The following is a 23,434-nucleotide window of genomic DNA, read 5'->3' on the forward strand; positions in this document are numbered from 1 at the left end:
CTCAGTCCTCCTGGCCGAAGGCGCGGCGCTGCACGACGCGAAGGAAGAAGAAGGAGATCGCGAACGTGGCGAGCGCGATGACGATCGAGGTGGCGGCGGCCGAGTAGACGTCGTCGCGCGTGAAGGCGTCGCGGTAGACGAACATCAGCGGCGACCAGGTCGTGGAGAGGCTGTTCGTGAGCGGCCGCAGCGTGGTGGGTTCGGCGAAGACCTGCAGCGTCGCGATCATCGAGAACAGGGCGGTCATGATGAGGGCGGGCATGATGATCGGCACCTTGATGCGCAGGGCGATCTGGCGCTCGGATGCCCCGTCGATGCGGGCTGCCTCGTAGATGTCGCTCGGCACGGCCTTGAGCGAGGTGTACATGACGATCATGTTGAAGCCGACGCCGCCCCAGAGGCCGATGTTCGCGATCGCGAACGTGACGAGCCCCGGTGAGAGCAGCGACGGGACGTCGTCCCAGCCGAGCTGCTCGAAGATCCAGTAGAACGGGCTCACGGCCGGCAGGTAGAGAAAGCCCCAGAGCAGCGAGGAGATGACCGCGGGCACCGCGTAGGGCAGGAAGATCGAGACTCGGCCGAAGCTCTTCGCGCCGGTGCGGCGGGCATCCAGCAGCAGGGCGAAGAGCAGGGCGAGACCGAGCATGGTGGGCACGAGGATGAGCCCGTAGACGAGCACCCGGCCCACGCTCGCGAGGAACTCGGGGTCGGTGAGCGTCGCGACGTAGTTCTCGAGCCCGGCGAACTCGCGGGTGCGGGAATCGCCGCCGAGGCCGAGGCCCTTGACCTGCTCCTTCTGGAACGACAGCGCGAGCGTGTAGAAGATCGGCGCGGCCATGAACACCGCGAAGAGCACGATGCCGGGGGCGAGCATCATCCAGGGGGTGAGGGCGCCCTTGCGGCTTCGCCGGGCTCGCGCGGCGCGCGGATGCCGCGTGGGCGGCGGGGTGCCGCCGCTGCGGTCGTCGACCGTGGCGGTCATGGTTCGGGTCCTTCCTGGGATGTGGGGCATGCGCCCGACGGTCGAGGTGCGAAGCGTGATCGTGGTCTCGATACGGCGCCGGGGCGCCTACTCGACCGCCGGAGACGGTGCGAGGCGTCTCGGGACCGGTCTCGATACGGCGCTGGCGCGCCTCCTCGACCACCGGTCGAGGTGCGGAGCGTGATCGTGGTCTCGATACGGCGCCGGGGCGCCTACTCGACCGCCGGAGACGGGGTGTGCGGGGACGCCCGGGCCGCGCCCCCGCACCGCGGCTACTCGGAGACCGAGAAGCCGCCGTCCTTCAGGTCGTCGATCGTGACCTGCTGCATGGCCGCGACCGCCGCGAGGAACGCGTCGACCGTCTTGGCCTCGGCCGCCTTGGCGAACTCGTCGTTGTACGCGCTGAACGCGACGTTGACGTTGGGTCCGTAGGTGAACGGGGCGACGGCCTGGGCCGCCTCAGCGGCGACGTCGTAGAAGTCGGGCTGGTTGCTGAAGAACTCGGGCGCCTCGGTGAGGATGGATGCCGCGGCATCCGTCGCCGCCGGGTAGATGCCGGTCTGCTCGACGAGCGCGCCGACGGCCTCGGGGTCGGTGTTCAGCCAGGTGGCGAACTCGGTCGCCGCCTCGGCGTGCTCCGACTGCGAGGTCACGGCCGTCGAGGATCCGCCCCAGTTGCCGTTGGAGACGTCGCCGTCCCAGGTGGGCAGGGGTGCGGCCTTCCAGAGTCCGGCGGTGTCGGCGGCGTTGCCCGAGAGCACGCCCGGGCCCCAGACGGCGCCGAGCCAGCCGGCTTGCGAGCCGTCGTTCAGCGCGGCGTTCCACTCGGGCGTGTACATCGGCTTGTTGTCGATCGCGCCCTCGGCGACCAGGCCGCCCCAGTACTCGGCGACCTTCTGCGTGGGCTCCTCGTCGATGCCGACGCCCCAACTGTCGCCGTCGATCGACCACCACTCGGCCTTCGCCTGCTGGGCGAGGCCGGCGAACCAGCCGGCGTCGTTCGCGGAGAAGGTGCCGAGGTACTTGGTCGGGTCGGCGGCGTGCAGCGCACGCGCCGTCTCGGCGTACTCCTCCCACGTGGTGGGCACGGTGAGGCCGAGCTCGGTGAAGATGTCGTCGCGGTAGAAGAACATCATGGGGCCGGTGTCCTGCGGCACGGCGTAGACGGCGTCGCCGCCGAGCGTGACGGAGTCCCACACGCCGGCCGGGAACTGGTCGGCCACGTCGTCGCCCGCGTACTCGGCGATGTCGGCGAGCGCGTCGGAGGCGACGAGCGTCGGGATCTTCTGGTACTCGGCCTGGATGAGGTCGGGGGCTCCGCTGCCGGCCTTGATGGCGGTGAGGAGCTTGGTGATCGCGGGGTCGCCGCCGTCCTGCTTGTTGACGGTGACCTGGATCTCGGGGTGCTCGGAGTTCCAGAGGTCGACGACCTTGTCGAGGTTGGGCGCCCAGGCCCAGTAGGTGAGCTCGACGGGGTCGTCGGCGGTGCCCTCCGACCCGCTGTCGGCCGAGCACCCGGTCATGATGAGCGCCGCGGCGGCGATGGCCGCGATCGCGCCCGTGCGGAGTGTGGAACGCATTCGTCCTCCTTGTCGAAAGCTGTGTTTGCAGGGGCCCCTGGCTGCACGCGACCGAGAAGGACGACGTTGTGCCTGTGAGCGATCCCAGTAATACACAGCGGACTGGTGACTGTCAACTCAAGTAACGCTGATGTTGCAGCACCGATCTCCTGTGCTAGAACTGTGAGCGCACACAGATTCAAGGGAGAACGTCCATGCCTTCGCAGCATCCGCTGTTCACGGTGACGCACGAACCGTGGGCCGAGCCGCTCACCCGCCCGGCGATGGGCAACGAGGTCGATCGGCACGAGCGCATCTCCCTCACGAACCGGTACGTCGAGGCACGCGGCATCCCCGTGATCCCGGTCTCGGGCGAACTGCACTACAGCCGCGTCCCGCGCGCCGAGTGGGGCGAGCGCCTGCGCCTCATGCGCTCCGGCGGCGTCACGGTCGTCGCCTCGTACCTCATCTGGAACCACCACGAACCCGTGCAGGGCGAGGTGGGCTTCGAGGGCGACCTGGACGTCGCCGCGTTCGTGCGAACGGCCGCCGACGCCGGACTCGACGTCGTGCTCCGCCTCGGTCCATGGATCCACGGCGAGGTGCGCAACGGCGGCTTCCCCGACTGGGTGCAGCACGCGGCCGTCGCGCACCGCACCGACGACGCCGGCTACCTCGCGCTCGTCGAGGCGTGGTTCGCCGCGCTCGGCGCGCAGCTCGCGCCCCTCTGCGGCCCGGCGAGCAACGTCATCGCGATCCAGCTCGACAACGAGCTCTACGACCAGCCCGGCCACCTCGCGACCCTCAAGCGGATCGCCCGCCGACACGGACTCGTCGCGCCCGTCTACACCGCGACGGCCTGGGGCGGCGCCGAGCTGCCCGACGGCGAGGTGCTCCCCCTCTACGGCGGCTACGGCGACGGCTTCTGGGTCGACGCCGACCACGACTGGGACACGACCTTCCGCGAGCACTTCTTCTTCTCGCACACGTGGGACGACCCCGGCATCGGCGCCGACCTGCGCGCGCACCCCGGCATCGGGCGACGCCCCGAGACGCCGCGGCTGCCGTCGGCCTCCTTCCCGGCCGCCACCTGCGAGCTGGGCGGCGGCATGGCGACGGCCTACCACCGGCGTCCACTCCTCGGCGGGGCGGATGTCGCCGCGGTCGCGCACAACAAGATCGGCAACGGCTCGGGCTGGCAGGGCTACTACATGTACGCGGGCGGCACGAACCCGGGACCCGGACTGCAGGAGTCCCACGACACGGAGTACCCGAACGACCTGCCCGAGTTCGACTACGACTTCCACGCCCCCATCGGCGCCGCCGGACGCCTCGGGCCGGCCCACGCGGCGCTCCGTCGCCAGCACGCCTTCCTCGCCGCGTTCGGCGACCGGCTCGCGCCGATGCCCTCGACGCTTCCCGGCCACCACCCGACGAACGTCGAGGACGCCGAGACGCTCCGCTGGGCGATCCGCAGCGACGGGGCATCCGGCTGGCTGTTCATCACCTGGCAGCAGCCGCACGTGCCGCTCGGCACCGCGCGCGACGTGCAGTTCGACGTGACCCTCGACGCGGCGGCGGGGGGCTCGCTCGTGCTGCCGCATGCGCCCATCGACGTGCCGGCCGGGACGATCGCGCACTGGCCCCTGCGCCTCGAGCTCGGTGGCGTGCGCCTGGACTGGGCGACCGCGTCGGCGCTGACCGTGCTGCCGGGGGTGGATGCCGCAGCCGCGACCTCCTCGGACGCCTCGGACTCCTCGGTGCCGACGCTCGTGCTCGTCGCCGAGCCGGGCATCCCGGTCGAGTTCGCGACCGCGGCCTCGGTCGCCCTCGCCGACGCCGACGCCGGGACCGGCGCCCATGCGCGTGCGGATGTCGCGGTGCTGACCTTCCGGGCCCCGGGGGTCGTGCTCGTGGACACCGCCGAGCCGCGCCTCATCGCGCTCGAGCAGGGCGGCGCCCGGCTCGACCTCCTCGTGCTCCCGGCCGCCTCGGCCGACGACGTGTGGGTGCTCGACGAGAGCGGACACCGCCGCCTCGTGCTGAGCACGGACCCCGTCTTCGAGGACGCCGACGGTCGCCTCGCCGTGCGCGCCGAGCGCCGGCCCGACGTGCAGGAGTACGACGCGGCATCCGGTCGCTTCGAGGCGGTCGCCGTTGCGGTTGACGGGGGCGGCTCGGCCGAGGCGGCTGACGCCCCGGGCGGCACGTTCGCCGTCGAGGTGGGCGCGCCCGCGCCCGGCGAGGCGCCGCCCGCGAGCTACGGCGAGCGCCACGGCCGCGCCTCGTCACCCTCGCGCGAGGAGGTCGCCCGCCACGGCACGGCCTTCCCGCTCGCGCTGCCCGCGGCACGCGGCGGCCGTCGATACCTCGAGATCGAGTGGGCCGGCGACGTCGCCCGTCTCGAACTCGACGGCGTCGTCGTCGCGGATCGCTTCTGGGACGGCACGACGTGGACCGTCGGGCTCGACGCCCTCGGCCTCGGCGAGCGCGTCGACGACGATCGCTCCGGCACGGCAGCGGATGCCGCGGAGCTGGTGCTCCGCATCGTGCCGCTGCACTCCGACGCGGCCGTGCACCTGCCCGAGGCGGCCGCCGCCCGACGCGCGGAGGCTGCCCACGCGGCATCCGACGCTCCCCTGATCTCCCTCGACGCCGTGCGCGTCGTCGAGGCCCCGCTCTGGAGGGAGCAGCACTAGCACCACCGCACCATCACCGCACCACCCGCGCCCCGCTCGACCGAATGGGACGCACGCACCCGCAGCGCCGCGGCATCCGCTCCTTCGGAGTCGGCACCCGCGGGGCCGCAGACCGAGAGGAGTGGCACCATGTGGAACCGAACGACGAGAGGGCCGGGCGGCGTCGCCGCTGCCGCGGCGCTCAGCCTCGCCCTGACCGGCGCGGCGCTGACGCCCGCGGCCTGGGCGGCCGACGGCCCCGGCGAGGCGGGCGACGGTCCGGTCGAGGCCGGCATCTTCGTGCCGAAGGTCGAGGGGCTCTCCCCCGACTTCGTGAACGGCGTCGACGTGTCGACCGTGCTGTCGCTCGAGGAGAGCGGGGTCGTGTTCCGGGATGCCGCCGGGCAGCCGGCCGACCTGTTCGACGTGCTCGCCGACAGCGGGGTGAACACCGTCCGCGTCCGCGTGTGGAACGACCCCTTCGACGCCGAGGGCCGAGGGTACGGCGGCGGCAACGTCGACGCGGCGCGAGCCGTCGAGATCGGCGAGCGCGCGACATCCGCGGGGCTCAGCGTGCTCGTCGACTTCCACTACGCGGACTTCTGGGCGGACCCCGCCCGACAGCTCGCGCCCAAGGCCTGGGCCGGTCTCGCCGGCGACGACCTCGAGGCGGCCCTGCACGACTACACGGCCGAGACGCTGCAGTCCTTCGAGGACGCGGGCGTGGACGTCGGCATGGTGCAGGTCGGCAATGAGACGAACAACGCCATCGCCGGGTACTCGCGCCCGGGCACGGCGATCGACGAGCCGTTCGCCGACCTGATCCAGGCGGGCAGCAGCGCCGTGCGCGAGGTGCTCCCCGACGCCCTCGTCGCCGTGCACTTCACCAACCCTGAGACGCCGAACCGGTACGCGACCTACGCCGCCGGCCTCGCGTCGTTCGGCGTCGACTACGACGTGTTCGCGAGCTCGTACTACCCGTACTGGCACGGCACGACCGCGAACCTCACCGCGGCGCTGACGCACGTCGCGACGACGTACGGCAAGCAGGTCATGGTCGCCGAGACCTCGTGGGCGCACACCCTCGAGGACGGCGACGGGTACGGCAACGTCATCGGCTCGGGCACGATCACGGACCAGTACCCGGTGAGCGTGCAGGGCCAGGCGAGCCAGCTCCGCGACGTGATCGCGGCCGTCTCGGCGGTCGGTCCCGCCGGCGTCGGCGTCTTCTACTGGGAGCCGGCGTGGGTGCCGGTCGGTCCGCCCTCCGAGCTCGAGGCGAACCGTGCGCTCTGGGAGCAGTTCGGATCGGGCTGGGCGACGTCGGCCGCCTCCGAGTACGACCCCGTGCACGTGGGCGAGTTCTACGGCGGCTCCGCGTGGGACAACCAGGGCCTCTTCGGCTTCGACGGCACGGCCCTCGAGTCGCTGCGGACCTTCGAGTACGTGCGCACGGGCGCGGTCGCGCCGCGCGAGGTCGTCTCGATCGAGCAGGTCGCCCTGACGGTGACCGACGGCTCGCCCGTGGCGCTGCCCGCCACGATCACCGTGACGTACAACGACGGCACGACGGAGCATCCGGCGGTCGACTGGAGCAGCGCCGTGGACTGGATCCGCGGGGTCGGCACCTACTCGATCCCCGGCGTCACCGAGACCGGGCTCGCGGTCACCGCGTCGGTCGTCGTCGAGGCGCCGAACTTCGTGCGCAACCCCGGCTTCGAGGACCCCGACGTGTCCGACTGGCGCTTCACGGGCCCCGCGGCGCGCCAGCCGTCGTCGGACGCGTTCGCCGGCGAGCACGCCGTGACCTTCTGGAACGGCTCGGCCTACGAGACCTCGGCGATGCAGACGGTGACGGATGTCCCGGCCGGCACGTACTCGCTGCAGGCGACCACGCAGGGCACGAACAGCCCAGCGACCGACGTGCGCACGCTCACGGCGACCACGTCGGAGGGAACCTGGAGCGTGCCGCTCGAGTTCACCGCGTGGAACGAGTTCCACACCGCGACCCTGCCCGACGTGGTCGTCGGCGCCGACGGCGTGGTCGAGATCTCCGCGGAGTTCTCGCTCTCGGGCGGCGCCTGGGGCGTGCTCGACGAGGTGCGGCTCACCGCGGCCGACGACGACGGCCCGTCGGTGCGCACGAAGGTGCTCGAGGTGGCGCTCGCCGGCGCGGCGCGCATCGACCGGGAGCGCTTCACGGCGGCATCCGTCGCCCGGCTCGACGAGGCTGTCGCCGTCGGCGAGGTCGTGCTCGCCGGATCGCGGGCGACCCAGCGCGACGTGGTGCGGGCGACGGCGCTCATCGCGAAGGCGATGCTGCAGCTGAAGCGCGCGAAGTAGCGGGCGCGGGGTGGCGGAGGTCTCCCGCCACCCCGGGTCCGTGTCGGGGGGCCGACGTACGCTCGGAACGACGGAAGGATCATCGATGACCGACCACGCGACATCCGCCCCCACCGGCCACACCGCCGTCGAACCGTTCGCGTTCGACCCCGAGAACGACGTGCACGCCCGCGCCCTCGCCCGGCTCGCGAGCGAGCGCATCGCCTGGCTCGGCACGACCGGCCGCAACGGCTACCCGCACGCGGTGCCCGTCTGGTTCCTCTGGCACGACGGCGCCGTGATCGTCATGAGCGAGCCGACCTCAGCGAAGGTGCGCAACGCCGACCACGACGGGCGCGTGCTGGTGCACCTCGAGTCCGGGCACGACGAGGAGCAGCTCACGGTGCTGCAGGGCAGGGCCGAGGTGCTGCACGACGCCTCGTCGTCGTGGCTTCCGGCCATCGGCGAGGCCTACCTCGCCAAGTACGAGCACGACCTCCCGCCGCTGAAGCTCACGGTCGAGTCGATGGCGGCGAAGTACAGCACGGTCATCCGCGTGGTGCCCGAGAAGCTCATCGCCTGGTGACGGGGTGACCGCGGCATGACCGAGCCACGCCCGTTCGAGCTCCACGTCAGCGACGAGGAGCTCGGCGACCTGCGCGAGCGCCTCGCGCGCACCCGCTTCCTCGACGATTCGCCGCGCAAGCCCGCGTCGGGAATGGATGCCGCCTCCCTCCGCGAGCTCGTCGAGGCCTGGCGCGGCTGGGACTGGCGAGCCCGCGAGGCGTGGCTCAACGCGCATCCGCAGTTCATCGCCGACGTCGGCGATGCGGCCGTGCACTTCGCGCACCTCCGGTCGGAGCGAGCGGATGCCCCCGCGCTGCTCGTCATGCACGGCTGGCCGCACACGTTCGCGCTGCAGCTCGACTTCGCCGATCGGCTGCCCGACTTCCACGTCGTCGTGGCGAGCCTGCCCGGCTTCGCGTTCTCGTCGCCGTACGCCGACGGCCCCATGTCCGAGACGCGCATCGCGGCGACCATGCACCGCCTCATGACCGAGGTCCTCGGCTACGAGCGGTACCTCACGTACGGCGAGGACGTCACCGCGAACGTCAGCGACCTCATCGCGGCCCGCTACGCCGACCACGTCGAGGGCATCCTCGTGACGCATGCGCACTTCCCGAACGGCGATGAGCGCGCGGCACTCACCGATCCCGACGAGCGGGCGTTCTTCGCCGGCATCGCCGACTTCCACGAGGCGCACGGCGCCTACGGGCACGTGCAGTCCACGCGCCCCGACACGCTCGCCGCGGCGCTCAACGACTCCCCTGCGGGCCTGCTCGCCTGGCTCGCCGAGAAGCTCGTCGAGTGGAGCGACACCCCGCCGGGGTATCCGTCGGCCGTCGAACGGCGCATCTCGCGCGACCGCATCCTCACGGAGGCGATGATCTTCTGGGTCACCCAGTCGATCGGCACGTCGTTCCGGCCGTATTACGAGGGCGCCGACCAGCCCGATCCGATCCCGCCGACGTCGGTTCCCGCGTCCGTGCACATCCAGCGGCACGAGGCCGCGTATCCCGAGTCGCTCGTGCGCCGTCACTACCTCGACCTGCGCGTCTTCGAACGGCTCGACGAGGGCGGGCACTTCACGGCCGCCGAGGTACCCGACGCCCTCGCCGAACGCCTGCGCTCCTTCGCGAGGTCGCTCGGCGCGTTCGACTGAAGCGGGGTCCGACCGATCGGTCGGACCCCGCTCGACGGGCCTCGTGCCTACGCGGCGGTGGCGCGCTCGGCCCTGGCGAGGTTCGCGACGAGCTCGTCGCGGTTCTGCGACACGCCGTAGGCGGGCTGGTCGCGCTCGACGCGCCAGCTCTCGGCGAGCGGGCCGATGTTGACGGTGTCGAAGCCGAACTGGTCGTACAGGTCGGTGACGAACTGCGCTGCGTCGTCGTGGTCGCTCGACGTGGCGAGGGCGCGACGGCCCGGCGTGCCTGCGGGACGCCCGGTGGTCGTGATGTCCGCGGCGGTGATGTGGTTGAAGCCCTTGGCGACGCGGCTGGTCGCGAGGTGCTGCTGCAGCATGCCGCTCACGGTGTCGCGTCCCTCGTCGAGCGCGGGCACGTGGCCGTCGCGCTCCCAGTAGTAGTTGTTCGTGTCGATGACGATCTTGCCCGCGAGGGGCTCGACCGGCACCGAGCCGTACGCCTTGAACGGCACGGTCACGACCGCGACATCCGCTGCCTGTGCCGCCTGCTCCGCGGTGCCCGCGGTGGCCTTGGGGCCGAGCTCGGCGACGAGGTCGGTGAGGGTCTCGGGTCCGCGCGAGTTCGAGATGACCACCTCGTATCCGTTCGCGACGGCCGCGCGTGCGACCTGGCTGCCGATGTGTCCTGCTCCGATGAATCCGATCGTTGTCATAGTGAGGAACAACGGATGCCGCGCCCCGCGCATTCCCGATTCGCGTTGCAGAAGACAACGGAGTTTCGATGCAGGTCATCGCGATCCGTGCCGACGGAAACCCGCGCACGCGCGTGCCCGCGAGGGCTTGTCAAGCCCCTGACAGCCGCACCGTCGGCGACGAGAGTTGAACTGCGCGGATGGCGCCATGAAGAAACGGAGCGACGATGACGGATCCCATGAACTCCCAGCCCTTCACCCCCGACCCCGATGCGACCGACCTCGACGGCGAGTACACCGACACCGACTTCGGCGACGACACGGAACTCGGCGGCGACGCGGACCTGGCGGAGCGGGCCTCTCGCGCCGGCGCGGACACGGGCCTCGGCACGGGCGTCGAGGGCGAGTACACCGACACCGACTTCGGCGCGGACAGCGCGCTCGGCAGCGACGACGACCTCGACGATGACGACGACGAGCTCCGCGACCTGGACCGCTCGAACGACCAGCCGGCGGGCGGCGACCGCCCCGACGGCGTCGGACCGGGTGCACCGGGCAACGCCCAGCCGATGACGGAGTCCACCGATGGCGGGCTCCGCGGCGGAGACCCGGGCGTCGAGGAGTGACGGGCGCGGCCTCGAGCCGCTGAGACCCGCAGAACACACGAGGGCGGATGCCGCGGCATCCGCCCTCGTGTCATGCGACCCGCGAGATCAGCTCTCGGCGGCTGCGACCTGCTTCGGCGCTTCGGCCGTCGCCGAGCGCACCTCGACCTTGCGCGGCTTCGCGCGCTCGGACATGGGCACGAGCACGCTGAGCACGCCGTTGTCGTAGTGCGCGCTGATGCCGGCGGTGTCGATGCCGTCGCCGATCGTGAGCTGGCGCAGGAACGAGCCGCTCGGCCGCTCGTGCGCGAGCCACTGCACGCCCTCGCCGCCGCTGCCGCTGTCGCGCAGCGTGCGCTCGGCGCGGATCGTCAGCAGCTGGCCGTCGACGTCGATGTCGATCGAGCCCGGATCGACGCCCGGGAGATCGGCACTCAGCACGTAGTGATCGCCGTCGCGGTGCAGGTCGATCGGCATCATCCGCGGGCCCTGCCTCGAGTCGAGCATGCTCGCCGCGAGGCGGTCGAGTTCACGGAACGGGTCCCAGGTGACAGGCATGGTCTCCTCCTCATCTGTGTCTCGCTTGACCGCGGGACGCCCACGATCAAGGGGTTCCAAGGGTTGAGCCTCTTCCGCTCAACTATGAAAATGTTAGCACTCTCGGTCGGAGAGTGCCAAGATGCACCGGCCAGATTTTCACGTCCTCGAACTCGTCGTGGTGGGCCCTCGAGGGCAGGCTGTCAACCCGCTCGTGCGCCCGCCGCGCACGTGGAAACGTGGCATCCGGAAAGGAGCACTGACATGAGTGACACGTCCACGAACGCGGCAGCCCCGACTGACAACCGGGCCGAAGAGGATCGGGCGAACCTGCCCATGACCCAGGTCGACGAGGAGGAGGTCGCCTCGCATCGCGGCACTGCACAGGCCCCCGAGGGGCAGGGCGTCGGCATCGCAGGTGAATCCTCGCCGCTTCCCGACGAGGACGCGGATCCGGCGGTCGAGCGCGGGATCGACTAGCGCGCCGGGTGCGCGGCCGCGCCGCCCTCGAGTTCACAGCTCGGCACGCACGGCCGCATCCGCGCCCGCGGGTGCGCGCGCTGCTAGCGTGTGCCGCATGTCCGCACCGGTGCAGCAGCTCGTCGAGTCGATGCTCGCGGGGGTCCAGGCCCTCGACGTCGACGCCGCGACCGCCACGATGTCCGACGACATCGTGCTCTACGACCCGCACTACCCGTACCCCGACATGGTCGGCATCGCGGCCGTACGCGAGGGCCTCGCGTGGGCGTTCACGCAGATGGCGAGCATGCGCTTCGACGTCGAGCGCTGGTTCTTCGGCGCCGACGGAACCTCGGTCGTCATCGAGACGTCGACGCATCACGTGCTGAAGATGGGGTCGAAGCGCCTCGACTTCCCGCAGGTGTTCGTCATCGACACGAACGGTGGCACTCGTGACGACGGGGAACCCGACGCGCTTCGCATCATCCGCATGCGGGCATACGAGCCCTACGGCCCCCACGGGTCGACGGGCTTCGGCCTGAAGATCGGCCACGGCATCTACCGCATCACCCACCGTCGGCGACTGCGCTGACCGGGCGGATGCCGCGGCATCCACCCGTCAGAACAGGCGCGTCTGCGCGACGATGGGCGCCCCCTCGAGTTCGAGCAGCAGTCGCTTGCGCTCGAGGCCGCCGGCGTACCCGGTGAGGGACCCGTCGGCGCCGACCACCCGGTGGCAGGGCACGATGATGCTGAGGGGATTGCGTCCGACGGCATTGCCCACCCGCCGCGCGAGGTTGCGGTCGCCGAGCCGCACGGCGAGCGCACCGTATGTCGTGGTCGTGCCGTACGGGATCTCGCGCAGCATCTGCCACACCGCCACCTGGAACTCGTCGCCCGCCGGCGCCATCGACAGGTCGAACTCCGTGCGCTCGCCGCTGAGGTATTCGGCGAGCTCCTCACCGAAGCGCGCGACGAGCGGTTCGTCGGCAGCGACCGGCACACCGAGCGCCTCGACGGGCAGCGGGTGCCAGTGCCCCGGAAAGGTGATGCCCGCCAGCGCCTCGCCGTCGGCGACCACGAGCAGGTCGCCGAGGTCGGTCGGGAGGGTCGCGTGCCGCCGGGTCATGCTTCCATGATCGTCGGTCTTCGCTGCTGCGCGGCCGCGTTGGGCAGCGGGAATCGGACGTGATCCTCGCTATGGGCCGGCCGGCAGGCGCGTCCGCCGCCGAGTAATCGCCGCGCGTGCACGCGGCGCTCGCCCGGCCGCCGCCACTCGCTACCGCTCGCCGAGGAAGAGCCCGCGCTGCGTCGTCTCGCGGCGCACGGCGTCGATGAAGTCGCCGTAGGCGTTCTTGCTCTTGGCGTAGCCGATGGCGCCGCCCTTGACCGCGCCCAGCGCGCCGTCCTGGTCGAAGCGCAGCCACGTGTTGCCGTGCTGGTCTACGCCGATGTCGAAGGTGAACGAGATGTGGAAGTTCTTGCCCGCCATCGCCCCGAGCAGCAACGTCTTCGTCAGGTTGCCGCGCTCGAGCTTGATGCTCCGCTCCGAGGGCTGCGTGGCCTCGTAGCCCAGACCCTTGGCGATCTCGACCACGACCGGCACGGTCTGCAGGTCATTGCCGGAGAGGATGAGTTCGGGCATGCTTCGGGCTCCTTCTGGGTGGGTGGCCTGATGACGATACCGCGGGCGGCGAGCGGATGTCGGGGCGCCGGTGGGCGGGCATCGGGCCGCGCGGGACGCGTTCGACGGGCGGAACGCGCGGGACGCTCAGGAGGCGGGCGAGCACGCGGGAGGAGCACGTCGGTCTGGAATGTCGCGCGACATCGCCACATCGCCACATCGCCACATCGCCACATCGCCACATCGCCACATCGCCACATCGCCACATCGCCACATCGCCACATGCGCTGGGTACCTGCCCCCTCCTGCCTCGCGCACCATGGCAGCCCGCTGATTCGATGCCCGCCTCGTACTGGCGCGCGGAACTCCGCCGCACCAGCGCTCCGCCGCACCGGCCGACGTCAGTCCGGCTGCGCCGCGGCGATTCCGCGCGCCGAGCGAGGCGGCCGAGCGCGCAGGTGCTTGCCGACCTTCCCGAGCAGGCCGGTGAGACGCTCTCGCTCGGTGTCGTCGAGGGCTTCGACGAGCATGCCGCGGACGACCTCGAGGTGCCCGGGGACCACGCGCTCGAGCAGCGCCGCGCCCTCGGGGGTGAGCCGCACCTCGACTCCGCGCTCGTCGTCGCTCGATGGCGCTCTCGTCACGAGCCCCGACTGCTCCAGCCGGCCGACCTGGTAGGTCAGGCCGCTCTTGCTGTGCACGAGCCGGTCGGCCAGGTCGGTCATGCTGAGCGGCGACGGCCGGTCTTCGCCGAGGATCGCGAGGATCTGGAACTGCACGAAGCTGAGGTCGCCGTCGCGTCGGAGCTGGCCCACGACGCCGTGCTCCACGAGGGCACTCACCTCGAGGAGCGCGAAGTACACGCCGAACTCGGGCGGCAGGCCCGGCGGGAGCATCGATGAGGCCTCGGATTCCGGCATGCCCGCATCCTACGACGCGAATTGATTCGAATTGGAAATAACCGCGCCCGACACGGCGTTGTCGATCGATGAAGGTAGTTCGAATTCGAAGGAGTTCTCCATCATGACCGTCTCATCCACGACACCGACCCAGGCCACGGGCACCAGCGAGGGCAAGGGCAAGGGCGCGCACGACACCCCCACCACGACCATGCGCGCGATCCAGTTCGGCCGGTACGGCCAGCCGGACGTCCTCGAGGTCGTCGAGGTCCCCCGTCCCCACGCCGGGCCCGGCGAAGCCCTCGTCCGCGTCGCCGGTACCACGTTCAACCCGGTCGACGCCTCGATCCGCGCGGGCTACCTCGCGGGGATGTTCCCGGTCGAGCTGCCGCACGTGCCCGGCATCGACGTCAGCGGCACGGTCGTCGCCGTGGGCGACGGCGTCGACTCCGAGCTCGTCAGCCGCGACGTGATCGCGTTCCTGCCCATGACCGGGCCAGGCGCCTCCGCCGAATACGCAGCCGTGCCCGCCGAGCTCATCGCACCCGCGCCCACCTCCATCCCCCTCGCGGATGCCGCGGCGCTGGCCTCGAGCGGACTCACCGCCTGGCAGGCGGTCGTCGAGCAGGCCGACGTGCAGCGCGGACAGCGCGTGCTCGTCAACGGCGGCGGGGGCGGCGTCGGCGGATTCGCCGTGCAGCTCGCTGCGCGGGCCGGCGCGACGGTGATCGCCACGGCGGGGCCGCGCAGCCGTGCGGCGGTCGAGGCGCAGGGCGCGAGCCAGGTCGTCGACTACACGAGCACGCCCGTGACCGACGCCGTGACCGAGCCGGTCGACGTCGTCGTCAACCTCGTGCGCACCTCGCCAGAGGAGACGGCGGCGCTCGTCGGGCTCATCCGCCCCGACGGCGTGTTCGTCTCGACCACCACGCCCGGAACCGCGCCGGCGGCCGCCGACGTGCGCACGGTGAGCGTGTACGCCAGGAGCGACGCCGACCAACTCGCCGAACTGGCCCGACTGGTCGATGCGGGCGAGTTGCGCGTCGACGTCAGCGCGCACCACCCGCTCGAGGACCTCGCCACCGTGCACGCCCTCGGCGAGCGCGGCGAGCTCCGCGGCAAGGTCGTGCTCACGCCGACGAGCGCGGTCGCGCGCGACTGAGCCGAGCGGGCACGGGCAGGGCACGCGAGCGCGGCCACGCACCCGACCGCCACGGAGCACGTCCGAGCCCGACGCACGTCGGCTCAGATCCAGCCCTGCTCCCATGCCCGCTCGGCCGCCTCGTGCCGCGACGACGCATCGAGCTTCGTCATGGCCGAGGAGAGGTAGTTGCGCACGGTGCCCGGCGCGAGGTGGAGTCGCTCCGCGATCTGCTGCACGCTCATCGTCGATCGACTGAAGCGCAGGGCGTCGAGCTCGCGGTCGGTGAGCGGGCAGCGCTCGGCGGTCAGCGCGGTCGCCGCGATCTCGGGGTCGATATAGCGTCGCCCCGCCGCGACGTCGCGGATCACGTGCGCCAGCTCCTCGGCCGGCGTCGACTTCGGCACGAAGCCCGAGACCTTCGACGCCAGGGCCCGGCGCAGCACCCCGGGGCGGGCGTGCCGGGTCACGATCACGACGCGCGTCGGAACCGCGGCGAGGATGCGCGTCGCCGCCTCGATGCCGTCGGCCTCGGGCATCTCGAGGTCGAGCAGGCACACGTCGGGTCGCGTCGCGATCGCCTGCTCGACCGCGGCGACGCCGTCGGCGGCACTCGCCACGACCTCGATATCGGGCTCCAGGTTCAGCAGCGCGACGAGGGCCCCGCGGATGAGGTGCTCGTCATCCGCGATCAGCAACCGGATGCCGCGTGCCGCACCATCCGCGCCGGCGTCGACCGGGCCGACTCCGACCCCGCCAGCCGCGACCCCGCCGGCCGCAACCCCGCCAGCCGCACCCCCGCCGGCCCCGACCCCGCCGGCCCCGGCCGCGCCGCTCACGCCTCCACCTGCTCACCAACGGGCACGGTGGCCCGGAGCTCGAAGCGCCCGCGCGCGGCATCCGTCACCGTCTCGAGGGCGCCGCCCACCGCCGCGAGCCGCTCGCGCAGGCCGGCGAGCCCCGACCCCTGCGCCTCGGCACCGGCGCGCCCGCCCGCTGAGGCGCCGGCGGCACCGGATGCCGCGACATCCGTCACGCCGTCGTTGACGATGCGCAGCTCGGTGAACCCGCCCGTCGTCGCGACCTCGATCGTCACGGCCGTCGCCTCGCTGTGCCGCAGGATGTTCGTCGTCGCCTCGCGCACGACGGACGCGAGCGCGCTGCGCGCGGCGGCATCCGCCGGCAATGCTCCGAGCCGCAGGTCGCACGCGGCCCCCGACGCGGTGAGCACCTCGCGGGCGTTCTCGAGCTCGTCGTCGAAGGCGACCTGGCGGTAGCCGGCGACGAGCGAACGCGTCTCCTCGAGGGCCTGCTTGGCGATGAGGCGCGTCTCGTGGATGTGCTCGCGCGCGGCCTCAGGGTCGACCTCGAGCAGGCGCTCGGCGAGCTCGGCCTTCAGCGAGATGACCTGCAGGTGGTGGCCCTGGATGTCGTGCAGGTCGGACGCGAACCGCAGCCGCTCCTGCGTCACCGCGAGCTCGGCGGCCGTGCGGCGGTTGCGGTCGAGCCGCACGACGACCTCCCACCACCAGAGGCTCGAGAGCAGCATGAGCGGCACCATCGCCGCGAAGAAGCCGAACACCCACAGGTCCGACGAGCCGATGATCGAGAAGGGCACGCCCGTGATCCACCCGGTGAGGATCGGATGCGAGACGAACAGGCCGATGTTCGCGAACAGCAGCGTGCGTCGACGCGGCGTCGGCAGCAGGCAGGCGAGGACGGACGCGGCCGCCCAGAGCGGCACGGCGGCGGTGAGCTCGGCGCCCGGGACGAACAGGCCGAGCACCCAGACGGATGCCGCGGGCACGAGGAGCGCCGCCGTCCAGCCGGGGTGCGGCAGGCCGCCGCCGCGTCCGGCACGGAGGAACCAGCAGTAGCGGATCTGCGTCGCGGACGCGACGAGCGTCAGCAGGACGAGCACCGCGGTCGCGGGGTCGCCCGTTGCGGTGTACGCCTCGAGCATCGTGAGCATCACGATGGCGTCGAGGAACCCGATGAAGAAGACGATCGACCCGAGCGTGTAGAGCCACGTGGTGTGCACGCTCCGGGCGGGTTCGGCAGGCATGGGTCAGAGCCTAGGCCAGTGACATTTGTCATGCTCCGGCGTGCGGAACCCCACGCGAATGCCTGACACCACGGCACTGCCGGGCGGCGACGCGGTCGCGGAGGCTTGATCCATCACCAGCCGCTCCCGTTCGGGGCCGCTGCATCCGCTTCCCACGAGAGGACCCGTCATGATCGACGCACTCCAGGACTTCACCTCCTCCTTCCCCGACTTCCTCCAGTGGCTCGGCGTCATGATCGTGGCCGCGATCCCGTTCGTCGAGTCGTACTTCGGCGCGGTCATCGGCGTCGTGATCGGGCTGCCGCCCGCCCTCGCGATCGCCGCAGCCGTCATCGGCAACGTCATCTCGATGCTGATCTTCGTCTTCACCGCCCACAGCGCCCGCACGAAGGCGGTCGCGAGCCGTCAGCGCAAGCGCGCACTGGTCGGAGCCGAGGCGCCGGGCGCCGGGGCATCCGGTTCGGGAGGTCTCGATGCGGATGCCGCAGCCGACGGGATCGGCCCCGAGGAGTCGCCGCGCCGCGAGAAGCTCCGCCGCGCGTTCGACAAGTACGGCGTCGCGGGCGTCAGCATCGTCGGGCAGACCATGCTGCCCAGCCAGATCACGTCGGCCGCGATGGTCTCGTTCGGCGCCAACCGCAACACCGTGATCTTCTGGCAGATCATCTCGATCATCCTCTGGGGCGTCGTGTTCGGTGTGCTGGCGACGCTGGGCGTCTCGCTGGCGCGCTGATCGGGTCCGGTCGTCGGCCGCGGGCGGGGGCCCGTCGCGCCGAAGCCGGAACCAGGACGGGCCGGGAGCAGACGCTCCCGGCCCGTTCGCCGCGCGCCCGCGCCAGGCTCCTCGCGCGCCCGAATCGACGCTGGCTCAGCGGAGCGTCTGGCTCCCGATGACCGAGAGCAACTGCAGCTTCTCGGCGGTCTCGCTGCCCGGGATCGCGGTGTAGACGAGCAGCGAGTGCGACTGCGCGGGGTCGAGCAGCGTCTGGCAGGCGAGCTCGAGCACCCCGAGCTCGGGATGCACGAAGTGCTTGACGTCGCGCGGGCGGATGCCGACCTCGTGCAGGCCCCACACCTCGCGGAACTCCTCGCTCTGCGCGAGCAGTTGCTCGGCGAGGTGAGCGGCTCGCGAGTCGGCGCCCCGCAGCGTCGCCACCTGCCGGAGGCCCGAGGCCCACAGCCGGCTGAGGAAGGCGTGGTCCTCGGGTGCGTAGAGCGCGCGCGTCGCCGGATCGGTGAACCACCGGTAGCCGATGCTGCGGGCCGGTCCGCGGTACGCGGTCAGGTCGCCGGTGAGGGCGACGGCGAGCGGCGTCTGCCGCAGGCTCTCCCCGAGTTCGGTGACGATCTCGGCGGGCGTGTCCTGCAGGCGGTCGAAGATGCGCAGCATCCCTGGGCCGATGTACTCGCCGGATGAGCCCCGCCCCGGCGGCGTGTGCCCCGCGAGCCGGAAGAGGTGGTCGCGCTCGTCGAGCGAGAGGTGCAGGCCCTGCGCGATCGAGGCGATCATCTGCTCCGACGGCTGCGGCCCCCGCTCGCGCTCGAGGCGCGAGTAGTAGTCGGTCGACATGTGGCTGAGGGCGGCGACCTCCTCGCGGCGGAGCCCGCTCGTGCGCCGCCGTTGCCCGCGCGGCAGTCCGACGTCCTCGGGCTGCAGTGACTCGCGGCGGTGGCGGAGGAACTCCGCCAGTCCGGTCCGGTCGATCTCCATGCGTCCCCCTCGTGGCTTCCGGTTCCTTTCTAGCGCGTGCGCGTGGGGCCATCCACGGACTGCCGATCCCAGGATGGGCGGGAGCCTCGGCCTGCGTATCGGGGGATCGTCAGGCCCTGAATAGGTTCGCGCCGATCGGCGACGGTGGAAGCACGACACGATCGGCAGGAGCCAGCACATGCCACGCACGACCTTCGACCTCACCGTTCCCGACCTCTCGGGCACCCGCGCCGTCGTCACCGGCGCCAGCGACGGCATGGGCCTCGGCATCGCCGAACGGCTCGCCGCTGCGGGCGCCGAGGTGATCATGCCGGTGCGCAACCGCGAGAAGGGGGAACGCGCGATCGCGGCCATCCGCCGATCCAACCCCCGAGCGGATGTCGCGCTCCGCGACCTGGATCTCGCCTCGCTGGCCTCCGTCGCGGCCCTCGGTGCGACCCTGCGGGCGGAGGATCGCCCGATCCACATGCTCATCAACAACGCCGGCGTGATGACGCCGCCAGAGCGGCAGGTCACCGCCGACGGGTTCGAGCTGCAGTTCGGCTCGAACCACCTCGGGCACTTCGCCCTCGTGTCGCACCTCCTGCCGCTCCTCAAGGCCGGCCGAGCACGCGTGACCTCGCAGGTCAGCATCGCCGCGAACCAGGGCGCCATCAACTGGGACGACCTGAACTGGGAGCGCTCGTACGACGGCATGAAGGCGTACAGCCAGTCGAAGATCGCGTTCGGCCTCTTCGGGCTCGAGCTCGATCGGCGCAGCGCGGCCAATGGCTGGGGCATCACGAGCAACCTGTCGCATCCCGGCATCGCCCCCACGAACCTGCTCGCGGCGCGCCCCGAGCTCGGACGCGGCGAGGAGGTCTCGGGCCGCCGCCTCATCCGGGCGCTCTCGGCGCGCGGCATCCTGCTCGGCACGGTGGAGTCCGCGAAGCTGCCGGCCCTCATGGCCGCGACCGACCCCGAAGCGAAGCCCGGCGGGTTCTACGGTCCGCGGGGCCTCGGCCACCTCGGCGGCGCCCCGGCGGAGCAGAAGCTGTACTCGCGCCTGCGCAGCGCCGACGAGGCCCGCCGCATCTGGGAGGTCTCGGAACGCCTGACCGAGGTCGCGATCCCCGCCGTCTAGTGCGGGCGCGGCCGCACCCGTCGGCGCGCGCCGGGGTCCGCCGCGCCCGGACGGCCGCACCCCGGATGCCGCCGCGCCCCGGGCGTAGGCTGTGCCGCATGACCGCCACCGAGGTTCGCGATCCGGTCCGTTCCGCCCTCGAATCCGTGCTCGACGAGGTGCGCTCGAAGACGTCCGGGGAGGTGGCGTCGTACATCCCCGAGTTGGCTCGGGTCGATCCCGACCCGCTCGGGGTCGCCCTCGTGAGCGTGCACGGCGTCGTGCACGAGGCCGGTGACACCGACACGCACTTCACGATCCAGTCGGTGTCCAAGCCGTTCGTCTTCGCGCTCGCGGTCGACGCGCTCGGCCTCGAGCAAGTGCTGACGCACGTCGGCATCGAGCCGAGCGGCGAGCCGTTCAACGCGATCAGCCTGGAGCCCGCGACCGGGCGCCCGCTGAACCCGATGATCAACGCCGGCGCGATCGTGATGTCCTCGCTCATGGCCGGCGACACCGCCGACGAGAAGTTCGCTGCCATCCATGCGGGCATCGAGAGGTTCGCCGGGCGCGACCTCGTCGTCGACGAGGCGGTGTTCTCCTCGGAGGCGCAGACCGGCAACCGCAACCGCGCCCTCGCCTACCTCACGCTCGCGGCCGGCACGCTCGGCTCCCCGGTCGACGTGGCGACCACGGCGTACTTCCGCCAGTGCTCGATCTCGGTCACCGCGCGCGACCTCGCGACCATGGCCGCGACCCTCGCGACGGGCGGCGTGAACCCGATCACGCGCGAGCGGGTCATCAGCGAGGATGCCGCGCGCTGGACCTCCTCGGTCATGACGAGCTGCGGCATGTACGACGAGTCGGGCGACTGGCTCATGCGCGTCGGCCTGCCGGCGAAGAGCGGCGTGGGCGGCGGCATCGCGGCAGAGCTGCCCGGCCAGTTCGGCATCGGCACCTTCAGCCCCCGTCTCGACGCGAAGGGCAACAGCGTGCGCGGCGTCGCGATGCTCGAGGCGATGTCGGCCCGCTTCGAGCTGCACCAGATGCAGCACCGCGGCGAGCCGCTCTCCCCCGTCGGCTCGCTCACGCGCAACGGCGCCGAGACCGTCGCCGCCCTGCGCGGCGAGCTCTTCTTCTCCGGGGCTGAGGAGGTCTTCGCACGCCTCAGCCCGCTCCTCAGCGATGACGGATGCCTCGTGCTCGACTTCTCGGACGTCACCCGCGTCGGCGACGCGGCCGCCCGCCTGTTCCGCGAGGCACCCGGCGTCGCGGGCCAGCGCACGGACGGCGGCGGCGACAAGGTCGTCGTGCGCGACCCGGAGGGCGTGCTCGGCCACTGAGCGGCCGGCCCGCTCGTGCTCGTGCTCGTGCTCGTGCTCGTGCTTGTGCTTGTGCTTGTGCTCGACGCTGAGGCCGCTGATCGGGAGCTGATCGGCAGCGCCCGCGCGCTCGGCGAAAGAGTGGCAGTTGAGCGGCATCGGCCGAGGGTGCTCGGAACCGGGTCTCGCCCCGGGAAGTCCCGCCACTTCGCGACATCGCCACATCGCCTTTTCCCTACTTCCCTACCTCCCTACTTCCCTACTTCGCGACATCGCGACATCGCCACTTCGCCACTTCGCCACTTCGCCACTTCGCCACTTCGCCACTTCGCCACTTCGCCACTTCGCCACTTCGCCACTTCGCCACTTCGCCACTTCGCCACTTCGCCACTTCGCCACAGCATTCTCGAAAGAAACCCCCGGTGCCTGTCGATCCGGCCCGAACCTGTTCGACGCATGAGTAGGAGGCGCTCCGAACGGCGCGCAATGACGAAAGGTTTCGATCATGACGCAGTACTTCCTCACCGTTCCCCACGACTCCGCCGAGGAGCCGACGATGGCGTCGATGCAGGAATTCGACCCCGCCGACCTCGCCGCCGTGATCGCGGCGGTCGACGAGTTCAACACCGCGCTCAAGGATTCGGGCGCGTTCGTGTTCGCCGGCGGCCTGTATCCGCCGTCGACCGCGAAGACCGTCGACCCGTCGGCGGGCGCGCCCCGAGTGCTCGACGAGCCGTTCGTCGAGGCGTCGCAGTACGTCGGCGGCTTCTGGGTCATCGAGGCCACGGACGAAGCCGCGGCCGTCGAATGGGCGACCAAGGCGTCGCTGGCGCTCCAGGGCCGCATCGAGGTTCGCGCGCTGCAGGAGGCCCCCGACGCCTGATCGCGTCGGCCGGCGTCCCGGAGCGAGGGCGCGTCGCGACCCCGCGCCGCGTGGCTACACGGCAACACCGCCGCACCGCGTGGCTACACGGCAACCGCCGCACCGCGTGGCTACACGGCAACCGCCGCACCGCGTGGCTACACGGCAACACCGCCGCACCGCTACGCCGGCGCCGAGCCACGCCGGCACGCCGGCACGGCTACAGGTTCCCAACCGGACGACCCGCACGCATCCCCGCGGCCACGCCGACGTCTCCGCGGGCGGCGGCGCCCGCATGCCCGGCGACGACCGACGTCGCCCTCGAGCGCTCAGCGCCCGAGCCAGCCCCCGTCGACCGGCAGCACGACGCCGTGCACGTAGACGGCATCGGGCGAGGCGAGGAACGCCACCGCGCCCGCGATGTCGTCGGGGGTCGCCCAGCGGCCCGCCGGAATCCGCTCGGAGATCTGCCGGAAGCGCACCGGGTCGGCCTGCAGCGCCTCGTTCATGTCGGTGGCAACGTAGCCGGGCGCGACGGCGTTGACGTTCACGCCCCGCGCGGCCCACTCATTGGCGAGCGCCTTCGTGAGCTGGGCGATGCCACCCTTGCTCGCGGCGTAGCCCGGCACGGTCAACCCGCCCTGGAAGCTCAGCAGCGACGCGACGAACACGACCTTGCCGCTGCCGCGCGCGAGCATGCCACGGCCGAGCTCGCGGGCGAGGATGAACGGCGAGCGCAGGTTCACGCCGAGCACGTCGTCCCAGTCGGCGGTCGGATGCTCCGCGGCGGGCGCGCGCCGATTGATTCCGGCGGCCTGCACGAGGACGTCGGGCGTGCCGAACGCCGCGGTGATGCGCGATGCGAGGTCGAGCGCAGCATCCGGGTCGGCGAGGTCGGCGGCGAGCGGCTCGAAGCGGCGGCCGAGCGCCTCGACCTCGGCGGCGGCATCCGCAAGTCCGTCGATCGAGGAGCCGACGCCCACGATGTCGGCACCGCCGCGTGCCAGCCGTGACGCGATCGCGCGGCCGATGCCGCGGCTCGCGCCCGTGACGACCGCGAGCCGCACCGGCTCGACCGCCCGTTCGGCATCGCCGTCCCGGAGCGCGGCAGCCGCGTGCGCGGCCGGCTCGCCCGGCGCGGTCGGCTCGCCCGGCGCCGCCAACCAGGC

Annotated in this window: 23 protein-coding genes; 12 read left to right on the plus strand and 11 right to left on the minus strand. The window is 71.9% G+C overall.

The genetic code is table 11. The features are described 5' to 3' along the window. Position 1 precedes the first annotated feature (1 nt). Both GQQ95_RS17715 and GQQ95_RS17720 read right to left on the minus strand, forming a co-directional pair. Positions 2–982: a carbohydrate ABC transporter permease gene (locus tag GQQ95_RS17715; protein WP_157428929.1), complete on the minus strand. Its 981-nt coding sequence runs from the start codon at positions 980–982 to the stop codon at positions 2–4. Positions 983–1,254: 272 nt separating this feature from the next. Then, positions 1,255–2,562, minus strand: coding sequence for an ABC transporter substrate-binding protein (locus GQQ95_RS17720; RefSeq protein ID WP_157428930.1), 1,308 nt, complete (start codon positions 2,560–2,562; stop codon positions 1,255–1,257). Between the two features lie 194 nt (positions 2,563–2,756). On the opposite strand from GQQ95_RS17720, the gene GQQ95_RS17725 reads away from it, so the two are divergent. The 4 genes from GQQ95_RS17725 to GQQ95_RS17740 all read left to right on the plus strand — a co-directional run bounded on the left by GQQ95_RS17725 (position 2,757) and on the right by GQQ95_RS17740 (position 9,264). After that, complete coding sequence (locus tag GQQ95_RS17725) at positions 2,757–5,240, plus strand: beta-galactosidase (protein WP_157428931.1); 2,484 nt, start codon at positions 2,757–2,759, stop codon at positions 5,238–5,240. 129 nt (positions 5,241–5,369) lie between these two features. Then, a complete protein-coding gene (locus GQQ95_RS17730; protein ID WP_157428932.1) occupies positions 5,370–7,562 on the plus strand; it encodes a glycosyl hydrolase 53 family protein in 2,193 nt (730 codons plus the stop codon). Positions 7,563–7,647: 85 nt separating this feature from the next. Next, on the plus strand, positions 7,648–8,127 hold the full coding sequence (locus GQQ95_RS17735) for a pyridoxamine 5'-phosphate oxidase family protein (protein ID WP_157428933.1): 480 nt from the start codon (positions 7,648–7,650) through the stop codon (positions 8,125–8,127). A gap of 15 nt (positions 8,128–8,142) precedes the next feature. Then, entirely contained in the window at positions 8,143–9,264 is a 1,122-nt protein-coding gene (locus GQQ95_RS17740) for an epoxide hydrolase family protein (protein ID WP_157428934.1), read from the plus strand. 47 nt (positions 9,265–9,311) lie between these two features. On the opposite strand, the gene GQQ95_RS17745 is transcribed toward GQQ95_RS17740, so the two are convergent. Then, complete coding sequence (locus tag GQQ95_RS17745; protein ID WP_157428935.1) at positions 9,312–9,959, minus strand: NADPH-dependent F420 reductase; 648 nt, start codon at positions 9,957–9,959, stop codon at positions 9,312–9,314. Between the two features lie 206 nt (positions 9,960–10,165). Here GQQ95_RS17745 and GQQ95_RS17750 point away from each other — a divergent pair, with 206 nt between their 5' ends. Beyond that, the gene (locus tag GQQ95_RS17750; RefSeq protein ID WP_157428936.1) at positions 10,166–10,564 is read left to right on the plus strand and encodes a hypothetical protein; all 399 of its coding nucleotides are present in this window, start codon (positions 10,166–10,168) and stop codon (positions 10,562–10,564) included. Positions 10,565–10,651: 87 nt separating this feature from the next. Here the strand turns inward: GQQ95_RS17750 and GQQ95_RS17755 are convergent, their stop codons facing one another. Continuing rightward, positions 10,652–11,101, minus strand: coding sequence for an Hsp20/alpha crystallin family protein (locus GQQ95_RS17755; RefSeq protein WP_157428937.1), 450 nt, complete (start codon positions 11,099–11,101; stop codon positions 10,652–10,654). A gap of 243 nt (positions 11,102–11,344) precedes the next feature. Here GQQ95_RS17755 and GQQ95_RS17760 point away from each other — a divergent pair, with 243 nt between their 5' ends. Both GQQ95_RS17760 and GQQ95_RS17765 read left to right on the plus strand, forming a co-directional pair. Then, positions 11,345–11,560, plus strand: a complete 216-nt coding sequence (locus GQQ95_RS17760) for a hypothetical protein (RefSeq protein ID WP_157428938.1) — start codon at positions 11,345–11,347, stop codon at positions 11,558–11,560. Between the two features lie 97 nt (positions 11,561–11,657). Next, positions 11,658–12,131, plus strand: a complete 474-nt coding sequence (locus GQQ95_RS17765) for a nuclear transport factor 2 family protein (protein WP_157428939.1) — start codon at positions 11,658–11,660, stop codon at positions 12,129–12,131. Positions 12,132–12,158: 27 nt separating this feature from the next. On the opposite strand, the gene GQQ95_RS17770 is transcribed toward GQQ95_RS17765, so the two are convergent. The 3 genes from GQQ95_RS17770 to GQQ95_RS17780 all read right to left on the minus strand — a co-directional run bounded on the left by GQQ95_RS17770 (position 12,159) and on the right by GQQ95_RS17780 (position 14,083). Next, a complete protein-coding gene (locus tag GQQ95_RS17770) occupies positions 12,159–12,668 on the minus strand; it encodes a methylated-DNA--[protein]-cysteine S-methyltransferase (protein ID WP_157428940.1) in 510 nt (169 codons plus the stop codon). 150 nt (positions 12,669–12,818) lie between these two features. Beyond that, positions 12,819–13,184, minus strand: coding sequence for a hypothetical protein (locus GQQ95_RS17775; RefSeq protein WP_157428941.1), 366 nt, complete (start codon positions 13,182–13,184; stop codon positions 12,819–12,821). Between the two features lie 380 nt (positions 13,185–13,564). Next, positions 13,565–14,083, minus strand: a complete 519-nt coding sequence (locus tag GQQ95_RS17780; protein ID WP_157428942.1) for a MarR family winged helix-turn-helix transcriptional regulator — start codon at positions 14,081–14,083, stop codon at positions 13,565–13,567. Positions 14,084–14,186: 103 nt separating this feature from the next. Between GQQ95_RS17780 and GQQ95_RS17785 the strand changes: the two genes are divergently transcribed. After that, entirely contained in the window at positions 14,187–15,224 is a 1,038-nt protein-coding gene (locus tag GQQ95_RS17785; RefSeq protein WP_246205774.1) for an NADP-dependent oxidoreductase, read from the plus strand. Positions 15,225–15,307: 83 nt separating this feature from the next. On the opposite strand, the gene GQQ95_RS17790 is transcribed toward GQQ95_RS17785, so the two are convergent. Together GQQ95_RS17790 and GQQ95_RS17795 are read right to left on the minus strand one after the other, a co-directional pair. Further along, a complete protein-coding gene (locus GQQ95_RS17790; protein ID WP_157428957.1) occupies positions 15,308–15,907 on the minus strand; it encodes a response regulator transcription factor in 600 nt (199 codons plus the stop codon). Positions 15,908–16,038: 131 nt separating this feature from the next. Then, positions 16,039–17,268, minus strand: coding sequence for a sensor histidine kinase (locus GQQ95_RS17795; RefSeq protein WP_157428943.1), 1,230 nt, complete (start codon positions 17,266–17,268; stop codon positions 16,039–16,041). A gap of 169 nt (positions 17,269–17,437) precedes the next feature. Between GQQ95_RS17795 and GQQ95_RS17800 the strand changes: the two genes are divergently transcribed. Next, positions 17,438–18,001, plus strand: coding sequence for a hypothetical protein (locus tag GQQ95_RS17800; RefSeq protein ID WP_157428944.1), 564 nt, complete (start codon positions 17,438–17,440; stop codon positions 17,999–18,001). Positions 18,002–18,136: 135 nt separating this feature from the next. On the opposite strand, the gene GQQ95_RS17805 is transcribed toward GQQ95_RS17800, so the two are convergent. Then, on the minus strand, positions 18,137–18,979 hold the full coding sequence (locus GQQ95_RS17805) for a helix-turn-helix transcriptional regulator (protein ID WP_157428945.1): 843 nt from the start codon (positions 18,977–18,979) through the stop codon (positions 18,137–18,139). 178 nt (positions 18,980–19,157) lie between these two features. Between GQQ95_RS17805 and GQQ95_RS17810 the strand changes: the two genes are divergently transcribed. The 3 genes from GQQ95_RS17810 (at position 19,158) to GQQ95_RS17820 (ending at position 22,286) form a co-directional block, all read left to right on the plus strand. Continuing rightward, positions 19,158–20,102, plus strand: a complete 945-nt coding sequence (locus GQQ95_RS17810; protein ID WP_157428946.1) for an SDR family oxidoreductase — start codon at positions 19,158–19,160, stop codon at positions 20,100–20,102. Between the two features lie 98 nt (positions 20,103–20,200). After that, positions 20,201–21,424, plus strand: coding sequence for a glutaminase A (glsA, locus tag GQQ95_RS17815; RefSeq protein WP_212275568.1), 1,224 nt, complete (start codon positions 20,201–20,203; stop codon positions 21,422–21,424). A gap of 484 nt (positions 21,425–21,908) precedes the next feature. After that, positions 21,909–22,286 carry a YciI family protein gene (locus GQQ95_RS17820; RefSeq protein ID WP_157428948.1) on the plus strand — a complete coding sequence of 126 codons (378 nt, stop codon included), beginning with the start codon at positions 21,909–21,911 and terminating at the stop codon, positions 22,284–22,286. A gap of 308 nt (positions 22,287–22,594) precedes the next feature. On the opposite strand, the gene GQQ95_RS17825 is transcribed toward GQQ95_RS17820, so the two are convergent. Further along, complete coding sequence (locus tag GQQ95_RS17825) at positions 22,595–23,428, minus strand: SDR family oxidoreductase (RefSeq protein ID WP_343032772.1); 834 nt, start codon at positions 23,426–23,428, stop codon at positions 22,595–22,597. Positions 23,429–23,434 lie beyond the last annotated feature (6 nt).

Origin of the sequence: Agromyces salentinus (genome assembly GCF_009749395.1) — a bacterium.
In the GTDB taxonomy this organism is placed as follows: domain Bacteria; phylum Actinomycetota; class Actinomycetes; order Actinomycetales; family Microbacteriaceae; genus Agromyces; species Agromyces salentinus.